This is a genomic window from Inquilinus sp. 2KB_23 (assembly GCF_052115705.1).
Classification (GTDB): Bacteria; Pseudomonadota; Alphaproteobacteria; order DSM-16000; family Inquilinaceae; genus Inquilinus; species Inquilinus ginsengisoli_A.
Window position 1 is genome coordinate 16780 of the sequence record NZ_JBFRHF010000020.1, and the last position, 18176, is coordinate 34955.

18 protein-coding genes are annotated in these 18176 nt (G+C 70.4%); 9 read left to right on the forward strand and 9 right to left on the reverse strand.

The annotated features are described in order from the left end of the window. Positions 1-8 precede the first annotated feature (8 nt). Positions 9-575, reverse strand: a complete 567-nt coding sequence (locus AB4112_RS23695) for a hypothetical protein (protein ID WP_309792269.1) — start codon at positions 573-575, stop codon at positions 9-11. A 98-nt stretch (positions 576-673) separates the two neighbouring features. Here AB4112_RS23695 and AB4112_RS23700 point away from each other — a divergent pair, with 98 nt between their 5' ends. Further along, positions 674-1411 (forward strand): HAD family hydrolase, encoded by a 738-nt coding sequence (locus AB4112_RS23700; RefSeq protein ID WP_441723398.1) that lies wholly within the window; start codon positions 674-676, stop codon positions 1409-1411. On the opposite strand, the gene AB4112_RS23705 is transcribed toward AB4112_RS23700, so the two are convergent. Further along, positions 1353-2138, reverse strand: coding sequence for an inositol monophosphatase family protein (locus tag AB4112_RS23705; protein ID WP_441723400.1), 786 nt, complete (start codon positions 2136-2138; stop codon positions 1353-1355). The two genes, AB4112_RS23700 and AB4112_RS23705, sit on opposite strands and share 59 nt — an antisense overlap. An 82-nt stretch (positions 2139-2220) precedes the next feature. Beyond that, positions 2221-2946, reverse strand: coding sequence for a GntR family transcriptional regulator (locus AB4112_RS23710; protein WP_441723402.1), 726 nt, complete (start codon positions 2944-2946; stop codon positions 2221-2223). A gap of 181 nt (positions 2947-3127) precedes the next feature. Between AB4112_RS23710 and manD the strand changes: the two genes are divergently transcribed. The 4 genes from manD (at position 3128) to AB4112_RS23730 (ending at position 8246) form a co-directional block, all read left to right on the forward strand. Then, on the forward strand, positions 3128-4336 hold the full coding sequence (gene manD, locus AB4112_RS23715) for a D-mannonate dehydratase ManD (protein WP_441723404.1): 1209 nt from the start codon (positions 3128-3130) through the stop codon (positions 4334-4336). 61 nt (positions 4337-4397) lie between these two features. Next, the gene (locus AB4112_RS23720) at positions 4398-5744 is read left to right on the forward strand and encodes an MFS transporter (protein ID WP_309792274.1); all 1347 of its coding nucleotides are present in this window, start codon (positions 4398-4400) and stop codon (positions 5742-5744) included. Between the two features lie 25 nt (positions 5745-5769). Then, positions 5770-6807, forward strand: coding sequence for an L-idonate 5-dehydrogenase (locus tag AB4112_RS23725; protein ID WP_309792275.1), 1038 nt, complete (start codon positions 5770-5772; stop codon positions 6805-6807). Positions 6808-6956: 149 nt separating this feature from the next. Then, positions 6957-8246 (forward strand): MFS transporter, encoded by a 1290-nt coding sequence (locus tag AB4112_RS23730; protein WP_309792276.1) that lies wholly within the window; start codon positions 6957-6959, stop codon positions 8244-8246. 9 nt (positions 8247-8255) lie between these two features. Here the strand turns inward: AB4112_RS23730 and AB4112_RS23735 are convergent, their stop codons facing one another. Both AB4112_RS23735 and AB4112_RS23740 read right to left on the reverse strand, forming a co-directional pair. After that, entirely contained in the window at positions 8256-8567 is a 312-nt protein-coding gene (locus AB4112_RS23735) for an antibiotic biosynthesis monooxygenase family protein (protein ID WP_309792277.1), read from the reverse strand. Between the two features lie 23 nt (positions 8568-8590). Next, complete coding sequence (locus AB4112_RS23740) at positions 8591-9538, reverse strand: proline dehydrogenase family protein (protein WP_309792278.1); 948 nt, start codon at positions 9536-9538, stop codon at positions 8591-8593. Between the two features lie 164 nt (positions 9539-9702). On the opposite strand from AB4112_RS23740, the gene AB4112_RS23745 reads away from it, so the two are divergent. Next, a complete protein-coding gene (locus AB4112_RS23745) occupies positions 9703-10863 on the forward strand; it encodes a cytochrome P450 (protein ID WP_309792279.1) in 1161 nt (386 codons plus the stop codon). 10 nt (positions 10864-10873) lie between these two features. Here AB4112_RS23745 and AB4112_RS23750 read toward each other — a convergent pair whose 3' ends face one another. The 3 genes from AB4112_RS23750 to AB4112_RS23760 form a co-directional block, all read right to left on the reverse strand. Beyond that, on the reverse strand, positions 10874-11176 hold the full coding sequence (locus AB4112_RS23750; protein ID WP_309792280.1) for a type II toxin-antitoxin system RelE/ParE family toxin: 303 nt from the start codon (positions 11174-11176) through the stop codon (positions 10874-10876). Then, entirely contained in the window at positions 11164-11421 is a 258-nt protein-coding gene (locus tag AB4112_RS23755; RefSeq protein WP_309792281.1) for a type II toxin-antitoxin system ParD family antitoxin, read from the reverse strand. Before AB4112_RS23755 ends, AB4112_RS23750 begins: the two co-directional genes overlap by 13 nt. A gap of 73 nt (positions 11422-11494) precedes the next feature. Continuing rightward, a complete protein-coding gene (locus tag AB4112_RS23760; protein ID WP_309792282.1) occupies positions 11495-12379 on the reverse strand; it encodes a LysR family transcriptional regulator in 885 nt (294 codons plus the stop codon). A gap of 110 nt (positions 12380-12489) precedes the next feature. Here AB4112_RS23760 and AB4112_RS23765 point away from each other — a divergent pair, with 110 nt between their 5' ends. Next, on the forward strand, positions 12490-13479 hold the full coding sequence (locus AB4112_RS23765; protein WP_441723409.1) for a zinc-dependent alcohol dehydrogenase family protein: 990 nt from the start codon (positions 12490-12492) through the stop codon (positions 13477-13479). Positions 13480-13533: 54 nt separating this feature from the next. On the opposite strand, the gene AB4112_RS23770 is transcribed toward AB4112_RS23765, so the two are convergent. After that, the gene (locus AB4112_RS23770; protein WP_441723411.1) at positions 13534-16143 is read right to left on the reverse strand and encodes a beta strand repeat-containing protein; all 2610 of its coding nucleotides are present in this window, start codon (positions 16141-16143) and stop codon (positions 13534-13536) included. Positions 16144-16467: 324 nt separating this feature from the next. Between AB4112_RS23770 and AB4112_RS23775 the strand changes: the two genes are divergently transcribed. Together AB4112_RS23775 and AB4112_RS23780 are read left to right on the forward strand one after the other, a co-directional pair. Further along, on the forward strand, positions 16468-16800 hold the full coding sequence (locus AB4112_RS23775; RefSeq protein WP_309792285.1) for a hypothetical protein: 333 nt from the start codon (positions 16468-16470) through the stop codon (positions 16798-16800). Between the two features lie 108 nt (positions 16801-16908). Beyond that, on the forward strand, positions 16909-18135 hold the full coding sequence (locus AB4112_RS23780; protein WP_309792286.1) for an SGNH/GDSL hydrolase family protein: 1227 nt from the start codon (positions 16909-16911) through the stop codon (positions 18133-18135). Positions 18136-18176 lie beyond the last annotated feature (41 nt).

Consider the following 18176-nt stretch of genomic DNA (forward strand, 5'->3'; position numbering starts at 1 on the left):
CAGCGCGTTCACCCGCGCCACGCCTTGCCCTCGCGCAGCCGGAACGAGCGGACCCGCTGCAGCCGGTCCTCGGTGGTGGTGTCGCCCTCGATCCGCAGCACCGGGCAGGGCAGCCGGGACAGCCAGGCCTCGTGCGCTGGCAGGCTGCGGCCGACGGTTCCGGCGTCATAGGCCTCGGCCCAGTCCAGGAAGGCGTGGTGCGCCTCGTGCATCGCGCCGCCCGGGGCCAGCGTCGCCGCGCCGTAGCGCTCGGCCTCGCGCCGCCGCAGCCGCTCCATGCGCAGCGCCGGCGGCACGTAGAGGAACACCACCAGGTCGAAGCGGGGAATCAACGGCCCGCCCCAGCTGACCAACGACCCGCTGAGGACCCAGCGGTCCACGCCGTCGACCGCCTGTTCGATCAGCGCCAGCCGGTCGGGGATCGGGCGCTTCTGCACGAAGGGCGGGTCGGTCGGCAGCCAGTAGAAATCGTCGGTGTCCAGGTGCGGGACCCCGGTCGCCGCCGCCAGCGCCCCGCCCAGCGTCGAGGTGCCGGAACCGGCCGCGCCGGTGATGTGGATGCGCCTGGGCGCCATGGTCGTCCCTGTCCTCGACGTTCGGATCGGCCTGCGCCTTGCACATAGCGCACGGGCATGGTGTTGTCGCGCAACCTCTCCCGCTGCCCGGGCCCACCATGCTGGTCATCTTCGATTGCGACGGCGTCCTGATCGACTCCGAGGTGATCTTCTGCGCCGTCGATTCCGAGGCGCTGGCCCGGCTGGGCCATGTCATGACGCCCAGCGAATTCGCCCGGCGCTTCTGCGGCACGCCGCATCATGTCGCCTGGAGCACCCTGTCGGCCGAACTCGGATTCGCGATCCCGGACCAGCTGATCGAGGAGGTCCGGGCGGAATGCGCCCGGCGCTTCGAGATCGAGCTGCAGGCCATCCCGGGCGCCGCCGAGGCGATCGCCGCGGCCGCCGGCTTCGGCCATCCGCCCTGCGTCGCGTCGTCGACCAGCCTGCCCAACCTGCGCCGCAACCTGGGCTGGGCCGGGCTGCTGCCGCGGGTCGACCCGCATGTGTTCTCGGCCAGCCAGGTGGCACGCGGCAAGCCGGCACCGGATGTCTTCCTCTACGCCGCGTCGCAGATGGGCGCCGACCCGGCCGACTGCCTGGTGATCGAGGATTCGGTGTTCGGCGTCACCGCCGCCCGCCGGGCCGGGATGCGGGTGGTCGGCTTCATCGGCGGCGGCCATGCCGATGCCGAGCTGCCGCTGCGCCTGCAGGCCGCCGGCGCCGGCCGCATCTTCTCCACCATGGCAGAGATCGCGGCCTGGCTGGAGGCCGGTGCCCCGGCCCCCGGCTATGCCGCTAGACCAGCGCCTTCAGCTGCTGCGCCAAGGCCGCGACGCCCGGCGCCGCGGCGGTGACCGGGCCGCTCTGCACCCCGCTCTCGATGAAGTCGTCGGTGACGCCGCCGGCCTCCTTGACCAGCACCAGACCGGCCATCACGTCCCAGGCGTTGGTGTGGGCGGCGGCGTAGCCGTCGAAGCGGCCATCGGCGACATAGGCCAGCGACATCGCCGATGAGCCCAGGCGCCGGTATTCGCCGCCATGGGCCAGGATGTGGCCGATCTGGCGGACATGCGCCTCGACATGCTTGCCCGGGGAATAGCCGACGCCGACCATCGCGCTGTCGGGCCGCGCCGCGGCGTTGACCTTGATCGGGGTGCCGTTGCGCGTCGCCCCCTGCCCCGCCACGGCGCTGTACAGCTCGTCCCGCACCGGCTCGTAGATCACGCCCAGCGCCGGCTTGCCGTCGATGGTGGCGCCGATCGAGACGCACCATACCGGCCGGTCGCGCAGGAAGTTCGCGGTGCCGTCGATCGGGTCGAGGCCCCAGACGATGCGCGCGCCCTGCCGGTCGAGGCCGAACTCCTCGCCCAGCACGGCGTGGTCCGGGAAGATCTCCTGCAGCCGGCCGCGGATCAGGGTCTCGACCGCCTTGTCGACCACGGTGACGAAATCCTGCGGCCCCTTGGATTCGATCTCCAGCGCCTTGTGGCCGGCCAGATGGGCCCGGGCCAGTTGCCCGCCGGCCCGGGCCAGCGCCTCGGCCACGATGCGCATCAGGGCGAGGGTCTGTTGGTCGCTCATGGGAAATTCCTGTCCGCTAGGGAAGGCGCGATCATCCGGGACCGATCCGTCCCCGGCAACCCAGGAAAGCGGGACCCTGCCGTCAGGAATCCAGCTCGAACAGCTCCGGCCGCCGCTGGGCGATCGGGCCGAGTGAGGACAGGATCTCGCGCAGGTGGCGGCGCATCGCGGCCTCGGCGGCGTCAGGGTCATGCGCCCGCAGCCCGGCCAGGATCTCCGCATGCTGCTCGATCAGCATCTCCAGCGGCGACACCTCGGGCAGGCTGAGATAGCGCACCCGGTCCATCTGCGCCTTCATGTTCTCGATCGTGCTCCAGGCCGGCAGGCAGTCGATCGCCTCGATGATCAGGTGGTGGAAGGCCTCGTCCAGCGCCAGGAAGCGGGCGTGGTCGTGCCGCCGGGCCGCCTCGCGCTGGGCCTCCAGGTTGTGGGCCAGCGCCTGCAGGTAGTCGTCGTCGATCCGCTCGGCCGCCAGCCGCACCACCGCCGCCTCCACCGCCTCGCGGATGAACCGGCCCTGCTCGACCTGGCGCCGCGAGATCTTGCGCACCAGCGACCCACGCTGCGGCACCACCTGCAGCAGCCCGGCCTCGACCAGCTTGATGAAGGCCTCGCGCACCGGCTGGCGCGAGACGCCGAACATCTCAGACCCGTCCTTCTCCGACAGCGCCGTGCCGGGCGGCAGCAGGCCGGTGATGATCGCCTGGCGCAGCCCCTCATAGATCTGCTTGCCGATCGGGCCGTCGCCGCTCAGCGCGATGCGCGTCGGCAGGCCCCTGGTCTCCTGCGCCCTCCGCCGTCCGGCCACCCGCTTCTCCTCCCCGGTTTCCCCGTTGACCATACAGCCGATCGGCCGGCCGGACAGCGCCACGATACAGTGCTTCAGTCAATCGCCATACTTGTATGGTGATTAAATCTCCGCTATGGAATCGGCCGCGCCCGCTGCGCCAAGCAGCGGCAACGGCATGCAAGACCCGGGGAGAAGCACCATGAAGATCATCCGCGCCGACGTGATCGTCACCTGCCCCGGGCGCAACTTCGTCACCCTGAAGCTGGTGACCGACGAGGGCGTGTACGGCATCGGCGACGCCACCCTGAACGGCCGCGAGCTGGCGGTGGCCAGCTACCTCCGCGACCATGTCTGCCCCCTGCTGGTCGGGCGCGACCCGCACCGCATCGAGGACACCTGGCAGTACCTGTACAAGGGCGCCTATTGGCGCCGCGGCCCGGTGACCATGAGCGCCATCGCCGCGGTCGACATGGCGCTTTGGGACATCAAGGCCAAGGTCGCCGGGCTGCCGCTGTACCAGCTGCTGGGCGGCGCGTCGCGCGAGGGCGTCATGGTCTACAGCCACGCCACTGGCCGCGACATTCCCGAGACGCTGGACCGCTACGCCGCCTATCAGGAGAAGGGCTTCAAGGCGATCCGCGTCCAGTGCGGCGTGCCCGGCATGGACTCGGTCTACGGCGTCAGCAAGGGCGGTGATTCCTATGAGCCGGCGACCAAGGGCTGGCCCGAGGAGCAGTCCTGGTCGACCGAGAAGTACCTGAACTACGTGCCCAAGCTGTTCGAGGCGGTGCGCGAGAAGTTCGGCTTCGACACCCATCTGCTGCACGACGTCCACCACCGGCTGACCCCGATCGAGGCGGCGCGGCTGGGCAAGGCGGTCGAACCCTATGCCCTGTTCTGGCTGGAGGACCCGACCCCGGCGGAGAACCAGGAAGGCTTCCGCCTGATCCGCCAGCACACCACCACCCCGATCGCGGTGGGCGAGGTGTTCAACAGCATCTGGGACTGCAAGCAGCTGATCGAAGAGCAGCTGATCGACTACATCAGGGCCACGCTGACCCATGCCGGCGGCATCACCCACATGCGCCGCATCGCCGACCTGGCCGCGCTGTACCAGGTGCGCACCGGCTGCCATGGCCCGTCCGACCTGTCGCCGGTGTGCATGGGCGCCGCCCTGCATTTCGACCTGTGGGTGCCGAATTTCGGGGTGCAGGAATACATGGGCTATCCCGACCCGGCGCTGGAGGTCTTCCCCCACGCCTGGAGCTTCGCCGACGGCTTCATGCATCCCGGCGAGGCGCCAGGCCATGGCGTCGACATCGATGAAACGCTGGCCGCCCGCTACCCCTACGACCCGGCCTACCTGCCGGTGGCGCGGCTGGAGGACGGCACGCTGACCAACTGGTAGCGGCCCGCCGGGGCCGACATCGACATCAAGGCCGCATGACGGTCACAGGGAGGAGGAGCAGATGGCAGCAGCACAGGCGGACAAGACCTCGGCCAAGACGTCGGCGGCGATGATGCGGCGGATCGCGATCGCGTCCTGCATCGGCACCACGGTCGAGTGGTACGACTTCTTCATCTACGCCACCGCCTCGGCGCTGGTGTTCAACAAGCTGTTCTTCCCCACCGTCGACCCGCTGGTGGGGTCGCTGGTCGCGCTCGGCACCTATGCCGCCGGCTTCTTCGCCCGGCCGGTCGGCGGGCTGCTGTTCGGCTATATCGGCGACCGCTACGGCCGCAAGCAGGCGCTGGTCATCACCCTCCTGATCGTCGGCATCGCCACCTTCGTCATCGGGCTGATGCCGACCTACCAGTCGATCGGCATCGCCGCGCCGATCATCCTGCTGTTCATCCGGCTGCTGCACGGCTTCGGCATCGGCGGCGAGCAGGGCAACGCCATCCTGATCATGTGCGAGCACGCCCCGGCGCCCCGCCGCGGCTTCTTCGGCTCCTGGGTCCAGATCGGCGCGCCGGCCGGCTTCGTGCTGCCGCTCGGCATCTTCGCGCTGCTGACCACGACCCTGTCCGAGGAGGCGTTCCTGAGCTGGGGCTGGCGCATCCCCTTCCTGCTCAGCATCCTGCTGGTCGGCATCGGCCTCTACATCCGGCTGCAGCTGACGGAATCGCCGTTGTTCCTGGAGATGCGCCAGCGCCGGGCGGACGACGCCCACCCGCTGGTCGAACTGGTGCGCGAGCATCCCCGGTCGCTGGTCACGGGCTGCGGCAGCAAGCTGGCCGAAAGCATCGCCTTCACCGCCTTCGCCGTGCTGCTGACCGCCTATGGCACCAGCCGCGGCGTGCCCCGGCCGACCATGACCACGGCGACGCTGGTCGCCATCCTGCTGGAGCTGGTGACGCTGCCGCTGTTCGGTGCGTTGTCGGACCGGATCGGCCGCCGGCCGGTCTACCTGTTCGGCGCCTTCTGCGTGCTGGCCGCGACCTTCCCGGTGTTCGGCCTGGTCTACGCCCGCGCCGACGGGGTGCTGTGGATTGGCTTGGCCGCCGCCCTCGCCCTCGGCCACGCCGCCATGTACGGGCCGCAGGCCGCGATGTACTCGGAGATGTTCCCGACCCGGATCCGGGCCAGCGGCGTGTCCTTCGTGCAGCAGATCGGCGCCCTGATCGGGTCGGCCGGCACCCTGGCGGCCGGCTGGCTGCTGGAGATCGGCGACGGCACGCCCTGGTACCTCTGCGCCTACATCGCGCTGGGCTGCCTCATCACCCTCGCCTGCACCTGGGCCCTGCCCGAGACGGCGCCGCGCGTGTCCGGTACCGTCGACCGGATCGGCGCGCCTGCCGCCGCCCATTCCTGAACCGTCCCTCCCTCAGGAGACCGCCATGTTCGCCGCCGTGCTGCACCAAGCCAAGGACCTGCGGATCGAGGACCGCGCCCCGCCGACCCTGGCCCCGGGAGAGGTGCTGGTCCGCTTCCGGGCCGGCGGCATCTGCGGCTCCGACCTCGCCTATTACTCCAAGGGCAAGACCGGCGACTTCCACCTGCGCGAGCCGCTGATCCTGGGCCATGAGATGGCCGGCGAGGTGGCGGAGGTGGCGCCGGACGTCGAGGGCCTGGCGATCGGCCAGCCGGTCGCGGTCAATCCCAGCCGGTCCTGCGGCCGCTGCGACTACTGCATGAGCGGGCTGGAGAACCAGTGCCTGAACATGCGGTTCCTCGGCAGCGCCTCGATCTTCCCGCACATGCAGGGTGCCTTCCGCGAATACATCGCCGTGCCGGCGCGGCAATGCGTGCCGGTGCCGGAGCATGTCAGCTTCGCCGAGGCGTCGATGGCCGAGCCGCTGGCGGTGTCGCTGCACGCCGTTCGCCGCGCCGGGCCGCTGCTGGGCGAGGAGGTTCTGATCGTCGGCTGCGGCCCGATCGGCGCCCTGGTGCTGCTGGTGGCGCGCCAGGCCGGCGCCCGCCGCATCACCGTGGTCGACCTGGCCGAGAAGGCGCGCGAGACCGCGCTGGGCCTCGGCGCCGACGAGGCGGTCGACGCCAAGGACGAGGAGCGCATCGCGGCATGGAGCCGCAACCGCGGCCGCTTCGGCGTGACCATCGAGGCCTCGGGCAGCCCGGCCGGCCTGGACACCGCCCTGCGCGCCGCCCGCGCCCGCGGCCGGGTGGTCCAGCTCGGCAACCTGCCCGCCGGCCAGTCGCCGGTCTCCGCCAACCTCGTCATGTCGAAGGAGCTGGAGTATCGCGGTTCCTTCCGCTTCGCCGAGGAATATGCCCTGGCGGTGGAGATGATCGCCGGCAAGCGCATCAACCTGGCGCCGCTGATGACCCACCGCTTCCCGGTGCGCGACGCCGACCAGGCCTTCCAGGTCGCCCTCGACCGCAACCAGTCGATGAAGGTCCATCTGCTGGATCTTTGATACGCGCCCTCCGGGCAAAGAACCGTCATGGCGAGCCCCGCAGGGGCGTGGCCATCCAGCGGCACCGGCCTCTGGATCGCCACGTCGCTTCGCTCCTCGCGATGACGATCCCCCCGAACCTTCACCGCCCCGCAAGCGGAAGGAAAACCATGTTCAAAAGCGTGCGCTGGATGATCGTCGGCCTGCTGTTCATCGCCGGCATGATCAACTACCTCGACCGGTCGGCCCTCTCGATCGCCGCGCCGCTGATCCAGCAGGATCTCGGCCTGGATCACGCGCAGATGGGCATCATCTTCAGCAGCTTCTTCGCCGGCTACGCCCTGTTCAACTTCATCGGCGGCTGGCTGGCCGACCGGATCGGGCCCAAGAAGGTGTTCACCGGCGCGATGGGCATGTGGTCGCTGTTCTGCGGCCTGACCGCCGCCGCCACCGGCTTCGTCTCGATGATCGTGCTGCGGGTGCTGTTCGGAGTCGGCGAAGGGCCGCTGAGCTCGACCATGAGCAAGACGGTCAGCAACTGGTTCCCGCGGCGAGAGGCGGCGACGGCGATCGGCATCGTCAACTCCGGCACGCCGCTGGGCGGCGCCATCGCCGGTCCGATCGTCGGCTACCTCGCGCTCGCCTTCGGCTGGCGCTGGGCCTTCCTGATCATCATGCTGCTCGGCTTCATCTGGCTCGCCTTCTGGGTGAACCTGTCCGCCGACCGGCCGTCGCAGCATCCGGCGATCAGCGACGAGGAGCGCCGGCTGATCGAAGACGGCCAGCGCCAGGGCGACGCGGCGGCGCAGCTGCCGGCGCACGGCCTGGGATACTACCTGCGCCAGCCGATCGTGCTGGCCACCGCCTTCGCCTTCTTCACCTACAACTACGTGCTGTTCTTCTTCCTGACCTGGTTCCCGAGCTACCTGACCGAGGTGCACAAGCTCAGCATCAAGGACATGAGCCTGGCCACCGTCATTCCCTGGGTGCTGGGCTTCCTCGGCCTGGCGCTGGGCGGCTTCGTCTCCGACCGCATCTTCCGCCTCACCGGCAAGGCGCTGCTGTCGCGCAAGGTGGTGCTGATCGCGGGCCTTGGCCTGGCCGCGGTCGGCGTCGCCCTGGCCGGCGGCGTGGCCGACGTGACCAGCGCGGTGGCGCTGATGTCGGTGTCGATCTTCGGCCTTTACCTCACCGGCTCGATCTACTGGGCGGTGGTGCAGGACGCGGTGCATGGCGAGAATGTCGGCGGCGTCGGCGGCTTCATCCACCTGCTGGCCAACCTGGCCGGCATCATCGGGCCGACGGTCACCGGCTTCATCGTCCAGGCCACCGGCGGGGTCTACACCAGCGCCTTCGTGCTGGCCGGCGGCCTGGCCGTGCTCGGCGCGCTGGCCGCGCTGATCTGGATCCGCGAGCCGGCGGCCCAGCCGGTCACGGCGCGGGCGATGGGCCAGGGCTGAGGAGCCGAATCAGGCCGCCCCGTCCTCGACCGCGGTATAGTGCCGGACCCGGACGTCGAACCTGGTCAGGGCGGCCACCGCCTCGGGCTCGACCACGGCACGGTCCGGATCCTCGCCGGCGAAGGCCCGGACCGCATCCATCGAGTCCCAACGGGTCAGCACCATGTACTCGACCTCGTCCGGCCGATCGTGGCGCAGCAGCGATGCCCCCTGGAAGCCGGCGATGCCGCGCAGCGCCGGCAGCACGGTGTCGCGGAAATGCGCGGCATAGGCCGACGGATTCGACAAGGGCGCATAGCCGCGCCAGACCCGTGTGATCATCTCTTGCCTCCTCGATGCCCTGGTCACCCGCCGGCCAGCGACCGCGCCAGCAGCCAGGCGTTGCGTGGATTCTCACCGATCCGGCGCACCGCATAGGGCCACCAGTCGCGGCCGAAGGGCAGGTAGAGCCGCATCCGGTGCCCTTCTCGCGCCCGCTGTTCGGCCAGCGCGCCGCGCACGCCGTACAGCATCTCGAACTCGTACTCGTCCTTGCCCCAGCCGGCGGCCTCGGCCTGTGCGATGGCGTGGTCCTGCAGCCGGTCGTCATGGGTGGCGATCACCGGGCGGAAGCCGGCGTCGCGCGCGGCGCGCGACAGCATCAGGCCGATCAGCCGGCGGTGGTTCGCCTTGATCTCCGCCTGTGTGGTGAAGGCGGCGTCGGCCCCAGCGGCGAAAGCGCCCTTGACCAGCCGCACCGTGGCCCCCTGGCGGATGCGGGCGGCTAGGTCCGCCTCGGTCCGGCGCAAATAGGCCTGCAGCGTGATGCCGATCGGCAGCCCGTCACCCCGCAGCTCGTCATGCAGCGCGATGGTGGCGTCGACGAAGCTGCGGTCCTCCATGTCGATCATCATCAGCCGCTGGCCATCCCCCGGCGCGTCGGCGATGGCGCCGGCGATGGCCAACGCATTGCGTCGCCCCAGCGCCGGGTCGAGGCTGTGCCCGATCTGAGTGGGGTCGACCGAGACATGGATCTCGATCCCCGCGCGACCCAGCAGGTCGGCGACCTCGCGCTTCGCTGCGACGTTCTCCGCCACCAGGACGGGGCTGTCGACGTACTCGCCGAGGTAGAACAGCGAGCTGCGGATGCCCCGGGCCAGCAGCGCAGCGGCCAGGGCGACTCCGGCTTCCGCATCCGGCCCGGCGACATAGCGGCTGGCGAGACCCGACGTCGCCCGTCCGCTCTGGATCCAGCGCTTGGCCCGGGGCGATCGGGCGAGCGCGATCATCCCGGCCTGCCATGCACGACGCATCCCGTCCCCCTGCCCGCTTCTCTCGGCCGGAAAAAGATATCCGAGCGGCCGGCGGAGTCCATCCGCTTGGCCGCATCCTTCGACCGCCACCGAAGCGTCCGCCGGCCGGGCCGCGGCATCCTGCTGGTATGGTATTTGCGCAACCCCAGCCGCCGAGGCCGCCCATGCTCCCGCCGCGCGATCCCGTCGCCGCCATCACCCATCCCGATCCCTACCCCTACTATGCCGGGCTGCTGCGGCGGCGCCCGTTCCATCGGGACGAGGCGCTCGGCCTCTGGGTCGCCGCCAGCGCCGAGACGGCGACGGCGGCGCTGGCCAGCCCCGCCGGCCGCGTCCGCCCGCTGGCCGAGCCGGTTCCGCGGGCGCTGCTGGGCGGTGCCGCGGGCGAGATCTTCGGGCGGCTGGTGCGAATGACCGACAGCGACGCCCAGGCCCGGGCCAAGCGCGCCATCATCGCCACGCTGGCCTCGGTCACGCCCGAGGCCGCGGCGATAGAGGCGCGGCGCTGGGCGGGCGCGCTGACCGAAGGCGCGGCGCTCGATCCTGCTGGCCTCGACGCCCTGATCTTCGCGCTACCGATGCATGTCGTCGGGTCGCTGCTGGGATTCGCTCCGGCGCAGTTACCCGCGGTGGCCGATCGGATGCGCGCCTTCGTCGCCGCCATCGCTCCCGGCAGCTCGCCCGAGGTGGTGGAACGCGGCGGCGCGGCGGCAGCGGAGATGGTCGCCCTGACCCAGGATCTGATCGACACCCCGGACGGCGGTCTAGCCCGGCGGCTGCACGAAGCGGCGGAGCGTGAGGGCGGTATCGATCCGGCCGCGGTCACCGCCAACGCCGTCGGCTTCCTGTCGCAGACCCATGACGCCACCGCCGGGCTGCTCGGCAACGCCATCCTCGCCCTCGGCGCCCGACCGGAGCTGCGCCGCCGCGCCGCCGCCGACCGCACGCTGCTGCCAGGGCTGGTGCAGGAGGTGCTGCGCTTCGACCCGCCAGCCCAGAACACCCGCCGCTTCCTGGCCGAGGATGTCGAGATTGCCGGCCACGGCCTGCAAGCCGGCGACACGGTCCTGGTGCTGCTGGCCGCGGCGAATCGCGACCCCGCGCTCAATCCCGACCCCGACCGCTTCGACCTTGATCGCGCCAACCGCCGGATGCTGACCTTCGGCCACGGCCGCCACGCCTGCCCCGAGAACGGCATCGCCAACGCCATCGCCGTGGCCGGGCTGGACGCCCTTCTGGACCGGCTCCCGGAAGCGGCCTGGCCGGGCTCGCCGGCGGGCTATCGCCCCTCCGCCGCCCGCGTCCCGGTGTTTGCGAAGTCTTAGCTCGACCTGCCTATTCGCTGAGGTGCAGGTCGATATCGCGATCACCCTCAAGGATATTCACCACCTCGAAGACGTCATCGCGGTATCGGAAGAAGATGACATGGTTACCGACCGTGAAGCTGCGGATGTCCGGGCGCAACTCGGGCCTGGCGCGCCCGAGCATTCCGGGCAGTTCGGCCAGATGCCGGCATTGCCGGCGGAGCCACGCCACGAAATCCTGGCCGAGCGCCACGCTGCCGCTTTGCCGGGAGATGTAGGTCAGGATCTCGATGAGATCGCGCTGCGCCGCCGGCAGATACGTCAGCCGTCGCAATCAGTAGTCCGCTTTGGCCAATCCGCGGCCTTCGCCGCCAAGGCGGCATCCAGCTCCGCCTCGCTCACCTCGCCGCCTTCGGCGATCGAGCGATCGAGCGTCTCGCGCAGGGCCCGGAGCTTCGCCTCGCGCTCCTCGACCAGACGCAGACCCTCGCGCACCACTTCGCTCGCCGAACCGTAGCGTCCACCCTTGACCACGGATTCGACGAAGCGTTCCCAACGGTCGCCGATCGATACATTCATAAAGTGGGTCTCCAGTGCCAGGCGGCGCCAGTAAAACAAAAAATGCGCATAAACTGTCAGCCTCGCGATCCGCCTACCCGAACTCCTCGACCACCGCGTCGATGAAGCTGCGCAGCTTCGGGGTCGGCCGGCGGTCGGGGGCGAACAGGATGTGCATCGGCCGCGACGGCGGGGTGTAGCCCGGCAGCACCCGCACCAGCCGCCCGGCCGCGATGTCGTCGCACAGCAGCCCTTCCGGCTGCAGGATGATGCCCAAGCCTTCCAGCGCCGCACTGCGCAGGGCCTGGCCGCTGTTGATCGAGACTCGGCCTCCGATCTGGACCCGGCTGATGACCCCGTCCGCATCCCTGAACTCCCATTCGCCGCGCGGCGCCCAATGGGCGAAGCCGAGGCATTCGTGGCCCCCCAGCTCCTCCGGCCGCGCCGGGACGCCGCGTTCGGCGAGGTAGGCGGGCGCGGCGCAGGCCACCAGGCGATAGGGCCGCAACCGCCGGGCGACCAGGCTGGAATCGGGCAGCGGCGCGACCCGGATCACCGCCTCGTACCCCTCCTCCACCAGGTCGACGATGCGGTCGCTTAGCGTTACTTCAATGCTGACCTCCGGGTTGGCGCGGAGGTAGCGCGCCACCATCGGCACGAATTCATGGGCGCCGAAGGTGACCGGCGCATTAATCCTCAACCGGCCACGCGGCACCGCGCGCAGATCCTCGGCCAGCGCCTCCGCCGCCTCGGCCTCGGCCAGCACGATGCGGCAGCGCTCGTAGAAGGCGCGGCCCACTTCGGTCAGGCTCTGCCGCCGCGTGGTGCGGGCCAGGAGTTGGGCGCCCAGCCGGTCCTCGAGGAAGCGGACATGCTTGCCGACCATCGGCGCCGACAGGCCGAGCGCCTCGGCCGCGGCGGCGAAGGAGCCCGCTTCGACCGCCTTGGCGAACACCGCCATGCTGGTGAGCCGATCCATGATCCAAAACCATTGGTTCCGAGTGTTGCCCCGAACCCGATATTTATCCCGATTGGAAACGAATTCATATCTGAGGCTTCGGCATTCCGCTGCATCAGGAGCATCCGTCCATGGCTCGCATCGTCCGCATTCACGAACTCGGCGGCCCCGACGTCCTGCGGATCGAGGAGGTCGAGGTGCCGCCGCCCGGCCCCGGCGAGATCCGCATCCAGGTCAAGGCGCTGGGCATCAACCGCGCCGAATCGATGTTCCGCACCGGCCGCTATCCCGAGGCGCCGGTGTTCCCGGCCCGGCTGGGCTACGAGGCCGCCGGGCTGGTCGAGGCGGTCGGCCCCGGCGTCACCGGCTTCGCGCCCGGCGACGCGGTCAGCCTGGTGCCGCCGCTGTCGATCACCCGCTGGGGCACCTATGGCGAGGTCGCCACCGTCCCGGCCGAGCTGGCGGTGAAGCACCCCGCCACCCTGTCCTGGGTCGATGCCGCGGCGGTGTGGATGCAGTACGTCACCGCCTATGGCGCGCTGGTCGAGATCGCCGGGCTGGCCAAGGGCGATGCGGTGCTGATCACCGCCGCCTCCAGCAGCGTCGGCCTGGCCGCGATCCAGGTGGCCAACCGGATCGGCGCCGTGCCGATCGCGGCCACCCGCGGCAGCACCAAAGCGGCGGCGCTGCGCGACGCCGGCGCGGACCATGTGATCGTGACCGAAGAGGAGGATCTGGCGGCGCGGGCGCTGGCGATCACCGGCGGCGCCGGAGTCCGTTTGGTGTTCGACCCGATCGCCGGGCCGTCCTTCGACGCGCTGGCCGACGCGCTGGCCCAGGGCGGCATCCTGGTCGAATACGGCGCGCTGAGCCCGGAGGCCACGCCCTTCCCGCTGTTCCCCGCTTTGGTCAAGGGACTGACGTTCCACGGCTACCAGTACAAGGAGATCGTGTCCGACCCGGCCCGGCTGGACCGGGCCAAGCGCTTCATCCTTGAGGGCCTCGCCGACGGCAGCCTGAAGCCGATCGTGGCGAAGACCTTCCCGCTCGACCAGATCGTCGAGGCGACCCGCTACCTCGAATCCAACGAGCAGATCGGCAAGGTGGTGGTCACGGTGTAGCCCCGACCCGCGCCGCCCCGGGGTGACCTCCGGGGCGGGCCGCAGGCTCGTCGCCTACAGCAGCAGGTCCGCGGCCCCGGCGACGGCGCCGTTGGTCAGGAGCACGCGGAAGTCGGCGACCCCGTCGCCGTTGACGTCCGCCTCCACCACCCCGGACACCGCCCGCAGCTGGCCGCGGACCCCGCTGAAGCCGGCGCCGCCGATGAAGATGAAGGCCTGGTTGCCGTCCGACGCGATGTTGTTGGCGTCGATGTCCGTGAGGTCGAGATCGTCGATGCCGACGGCGAAGTCGGTGATGCTGTCGATCTTGCCGCTGGCGAGGTTCGATTCGAGGACGAGGTCGTAGTCGAACCGGTCGGTGCCGGCACCGCCGGTCAAGGTGTCGGCGCCGCGCCCGCCATGGAGCACGTCATTGCCGGCGCCGGTGCTGAGCGTGTCGTCGCCATTGAGGCCGTTCGCAGTATCGGCGCCGGCGCCGCTGGTGAACTGCACCCTCTCCATGTTGTAGGCGTCGACGTAGAAATTGCCGGAGGTCGAGCGGACCTGGAAGCTCGGCGACCCGCCGGCGAAGAGCTGGACCACCTGGGTCTCGGCGCCGGCGTTGACGATCAGCGTGTCGGTCCCCACCCCGCCATCGACCGTGTCGGTGCCCGACCCCGGCGCCGCCGGCCGGGTCTTGGCGTCGATCGTGTCGTTGCCGGCACCGGTGGCGATGCTGTCCGCCTGGGCGCCGCCATAGATCAGGTCGTTGCCGCTGCCGGTGGTCAGCGTGATCCGCTCGAGGTTCAGGATCGAGGTCAGCCCCGCGGCGGCGATCGCGGTGCTGGTCCCGAGGGCGAAGCCCACGGCGGTGGTCAGCGCGCTGAGATCCGCCAGCCACCAGTCGATGCCGCCGCCGCCGTCGACAGTACCGCCATGGTCGCCGGTGTTGATCTGGTCGGCGCCGCTGCCGGTGACGATCTTGACGGTCTCCATGTTGTAGGCGTCGACATAGAAATTGCTGGAGGTCGATCTGATCTGGAAGGTCGGCGACCCGCCGCTGAACAGCTGCATCGCCTGGGTTTCGGCGCCGGCATTGACCACCAGCGTGTCGGTCCCCACCCCGCCATCGACCGTGTCGGTGGTGCCGCCGGCGATCGGCCTGGTCTTGGCATCGATCGCATCGTTGCCGGCGCCGGTGGTGATGGTGTCGGCCTGGTTGCCGCCGACGATCACATCGTTGCCGCCGCCGGTGGTCAGCGTGATCCGTTCGAGGCCGAGGATCGAAGTCAGCCCCGCGGCGGCGATCGCGGTGGTGGTGCCGAGGGCGAAGCCCACGCCGCTGGTCAGCGCACTGAGGTCCGCCAACCACCAGTCGATGCCGCCGCCGCCGTCGATCGTGCCACCATGGTTGCCGGTGTTGATCTGGTCGGCGCCAACCCCGGTGATGATCTTGACGATCTCCATGTTGTAGGCGTCGACGTAGAAGTTGCCGGAGGTCGAGCGGACCTGGAAGGTCGGCGACCCGCCGCTGAACAGCTGGACCGCCTGGGTCTCCGCACTGGCATCGACGACCAGCGTGTCGGTCCCCAGCCCGCCATCGACCGTGTCGGTGCCGCCGGCGATCGGCCGGGTCTTGGCGTTGATCGTGTCGTTGCCGGCATTGGTGGTGATGCTGTCCGCCTGGGCGCCGCCATAGATCAGGTCGTTGCCGCCGCCGGTGATCAGCGTGATCCGCTCGAGGCCGAGGATCGAGGTCAGCCCGGCCGCGGCGATCGAGGTTGAGGTGCCGAGGGCGAAACCCATGCCGCTGCTGACCGCGCTGAGATCGGCCAGCCACCAGTCGATGCCGGCGCCGCCGTCGATCGTACCGGCATGGTCGCCGGTGTTGATCTGGTCGGCGCCGCTGCCGGTGACGATCTTGACGATCTCCATGTTGTAGGCATCGACGTAGAAATTGCCGGAGGTCGATCGGACCTGGAAGGTCGGCGACCCGCCGCTGAACAGCTGCACACCTTGAGTCTCGGCGCCGGCATTGACGATCAGCGTGTCGGCGTCCAGCCCGCCATCGACCGTGTCGGTGCCCGAGCCCGCCGCGGTCGGCCGGGTCTTGGCGTCGATGACGTCGTTGCCGTCGCCGGTCGAGATATTGTCGTCCCGGGCACCGCCGGTGACGGTGTCGTTGCCGCTGCCGGTCGACAGGGAAATGCGCTCGAGGTTCAGGATCGAGGTCAGCCCGGCCGCGGCGATCGCGGTGGTGGTGCCGAGGATGAAGCTGACATTCGCGAACAAGCCGCTGAGATCGGCGCTCCAGGAATCGATGCCGGCACCGCCATTGACCGTCCCGCCGCGCTCGCCGGTGCTGATCTGGTCGTCGCCGGAGCCGCCGGTGAACTGCACCCGCTCCATGTTGTAGGCATCGACATAGAGGTTGCCGGAGGTCGATCGGACCTGGAAGGTCGGCGACCCGCCGGTGAACAGCTGCACCGCCTGGGTCTCGGCGGAGGCGTCGACGACCAGGGTGTCGCTGCCGGTGCCGCCGTCGACCACGTCGGCGCCGGAGCCCGGCGCCGTCGGCCGTCTGCCCGCGTTGATCGTGTCGTCGCCTCCGAGCCCGTTGATCTGGTCCGCCGCGGTGGTGCCGTTCAGGATGTTGGCGTTGTTGTCGCCGTTGATGACCGCCATGAGGTCCTCCCCATGATCGATGCCCGATTTATGACGGGCGCGCTCGTCGGCCCCGCTTCGGGGCCCTGACGGCATCGATCCGGACTCATTCTACATCCGGAATAATAGCATATGTGGGGATATATTGGATTTTACTCAATTGGGCAGAATCCCGCCCTACACCCCGACCCGATCATGGAAAGTTTCCTGGAGGGGTCCGGCCGCACGCTCGTATTGCGCCCCCGGCTACGGCTTCGTTACGGCCTGCTCACGATGGTTTAACGCGCAAGGAACTAAGGTCCAGACGATATCGACCGACACTATCGTCTAAAGCGGGGACTGATCATGCGCACAATCGAACAGCCTGAGCCCACCCGGATGACCGCCGAATGGGCCCGCCGTTACCTGGAACGCCTGGACCAGCCGCTGGATCCATGGGAGGCGGACTTCTTCCGCAGCGGCTGCAACTTCCTGGCCCGGGACTCCGCCACCGGCGCGATCTCGTGCTGGAAGTCGATGAACCTGCCGATCGCCCGCCGGCGCGAGACCTACACTGGGCCGATGGGGATGACGCCGCTGACCCGCCACGAGATCGACCGGCTCTACGGTCTCCTGGAGAAGCTCGCCGATGGCGAGGACGCCGCCGACCAGGTGGCGGCGCTGCGGCGCTATCGGTAGGCGGGGCCGCGGCTCGTTGCGGGCCGCGCACCATGTTGACGCCGCCGCTATCCGTCGCGCACCGTCTTCCGCCCGAGGCTCGCCGATGCGATCCCGGCGGAGGACCCCGTGACCGGACAGCACAAGACCGGACGCTTCCGGCTGGCCGCCGCCTTCTGCCTGGCCCTGCTCACCGCCCCTCCCGGCGCTTCGGCGCAGGAGGGCTGGCAGGGCAGCTGGGGCGCCAGCCCGGCCTTCCCGGTCGGGCCTGATCTCGGCAACACCACCATCCGCCAGTTCGTCCGGCTCAGCGCCGGCGGCCGGCAGCTGCGCATCCGCTTCTCCAACGAGACCGGGACGCGGCCCCTGGTGATCGGCGCCGCCCGCATCGCCCTGCCCGGCCCCGCGCCCGGCAGCGTCGACCCGGGCGGCGGCCTGGCCCTGACCTTCGGCGGCGCCACCTCGATCACCGTGCCGCCGGGCCAGCCGGCGGTGTCGGACCCGGTCGCGCTGCAGGTCTCAGCCCTGCAGACCCTGGCGGTCAGCCTGTACCTGCCGCAGCCCACCGGCCCCGCCGTGATCCACAAGGACGGCGAGCAGACCGCCTTCCTCTCGGCCGGTGGGAATTCCACGGCCGCGGCCACGCTGCCCGCCGCGACCCGATCGACCATGCGGTTCTTCCTGTCCGGCGTCGAGGTGACGGCGGCCGGCGGCACGGTGGTGGCGCTGGGCGATTCGATCACCGACGGCGCCCGTTCCGGCACCGACGCCGACCGGCGCTGGCCCGACATCCTGGCGGAGCGGCTGGTCCAGGCGGGCGGACCCGCCATCGGCGTGGTCAATGCCGGGATCAGCGGCAACCGCCTGCTGCATGACGATCGCGGCACCGCCTACGGCCCCAGCGCCCTGTCCCGCTTCGACCGCGACGTGCTCGCCGTCCCCGGCGTGCGCTGGGTGGTGGTGCTGGAGGGCATCAACGACATCGGCCATTCCGGCACCTCGGACCGCACCGACCGGGCGGCGACGGCGGACCAGATCACCGCCGGGCTGCAGCAGGTCGTCGCCCGCGCCCGCCGCCACGGGCTGAAGGCGATCTGCGCCACCCTGACGCCGTTCGAGGGCACCGGCCTCGGCGGCTACTACACGCCGCGTGGCGAGGCCAAGCGCCAGGCGGTCAATGCCTGGATCCGCAGCGGCGGCGGCTGCGACGGCACGGTGGATTTCGACGCCGTCCTGCGCGACCCGGCCCGCCCGTCCCGGCTGAAGCCCGAATTCGATTCGGGCGACCATCTCCACCCCAGTGCTGCCGGCTACCGGGCGATGGCGGCGGCGGTGGATCTCGGCCTGTTCCGCTGAGGCGGCCGCCGGGCGTTGCCCCTTGCGATTTCTTCCGCGCA

What these genes read in the sequence shown, in the direction of transcription:
- AB4112_RS23695 (WP_309792269.1), bottom strand. Translation starts at nt 575, where the DNA reads ATGGCGCCCAGGCGCATCCACATCACCGGCGCGGCCGGTTCCGGCACC.
- AB4112_RS23700 (WP_441723398.1), top strand. Translation starts at nt 674, where the DNA reads ATGCTGGTCATCTTCGATTGCGACGGCGTCCTGATCGACTCCGAGGTG.
- AB4112_RS23705 (WP_441723400.1), bottom strand. Translation starts at nt 2,138, where the DNA reads ATGAGCGACCAACAGACCCTCGCCCTGATGCGCATCGTGGCCGAGGCG.
- manD (WP_441723404.1), top strand. Translation starts at nt 3,128, where the DNA reads ATGAAGATCATCCGCGCCGACGTGATCGTCACCTGCCCCGGGCGCAAC.
- AB4112_RS23720 (WP_309792274.1), top strand. Translation starts at nt 4,398, where the DNA reads ATGGCAGCAGCACAGGCGGACAAGACCTCGGCCAAGACGTCGGCGGCG.
- AB4112_RS23725 (WP_309792275.1), top strand. Translation starts at nt 5,770, where the DNA reads ATGTTCGCCGCCGTGCTGCACCAAGCCAAGGACCTGCGGATCGAGGAC.
- AB4112_RS23730 (WP_309792276.1), top strand. Translation starts at nt 6,957, where the DNA reads ATGTTCAAAAGCGTGCGCTGGATGATCGTCGGCCTGCTGTTCATCGCC.
- AB4112_RS23735 (WP_309792277.1), bottom strand. Translation starts at nt 8,567, where the DNA reads ATGATCACACGGGTCTGGCGCGGCTATGCGCCCTTGTCGAATCCGTCG.
- AB4112_RS23740 (WP_309792278.1), bottom strand. Translation starts at nt 9,538, where the DNA reads ATGCGTCGTGCATGGCAGGCCGGGATGATCGCGCTCGCCCGATCGCCC.
- AB4112_RS23745 (WP_309792279.1), top strand. Translation starts at nt 9,703, where the DNA reads ATGCTCCCGCCGCGCGATCCCGTCGCCGCCATCACCCATCCCGATCCC.
- AB4112_RS23755 (WP_309792281.1), bottom strand. Translation starts at nt 11,421, where the DNA reads ATGAATGTATCGATCGGCGACCGTTGGGAACGCTTCGTCGAATCCGTG.
- AB4112_RS23760 (WP_309792282.1), bottom strand. Translation starts at nt 12,379, where the DNA reads ATGGATCGGCTCACCAGCATGGCGGTGTTCGCCAAGGCGGTCGAAGCG.
- AB4112_RS23765 (WP_441723409.1), top strand. Translation starts at nt 12,490, where the DNA reads ATGGCTCGCATCGTCCGCATTCACGAACTCGGCGGCCCCGACGTCCTG.
- AB4112_RS23770 (WP_441723411.1), bottom strand. Translation starts at nt 16,143, where the DNA reads ATGGCGGTCATCAACGGCGACAACAACGCCAACATCCTGAACGGCACC.
- AB4112_RS23775 (WP_309792285.1), top strand. Translation starts at nt 16,468, where the DNA reads ATGCGCACAATCGAACAGCCTGAGCCCACCCGGATGACCGCCGAATGG.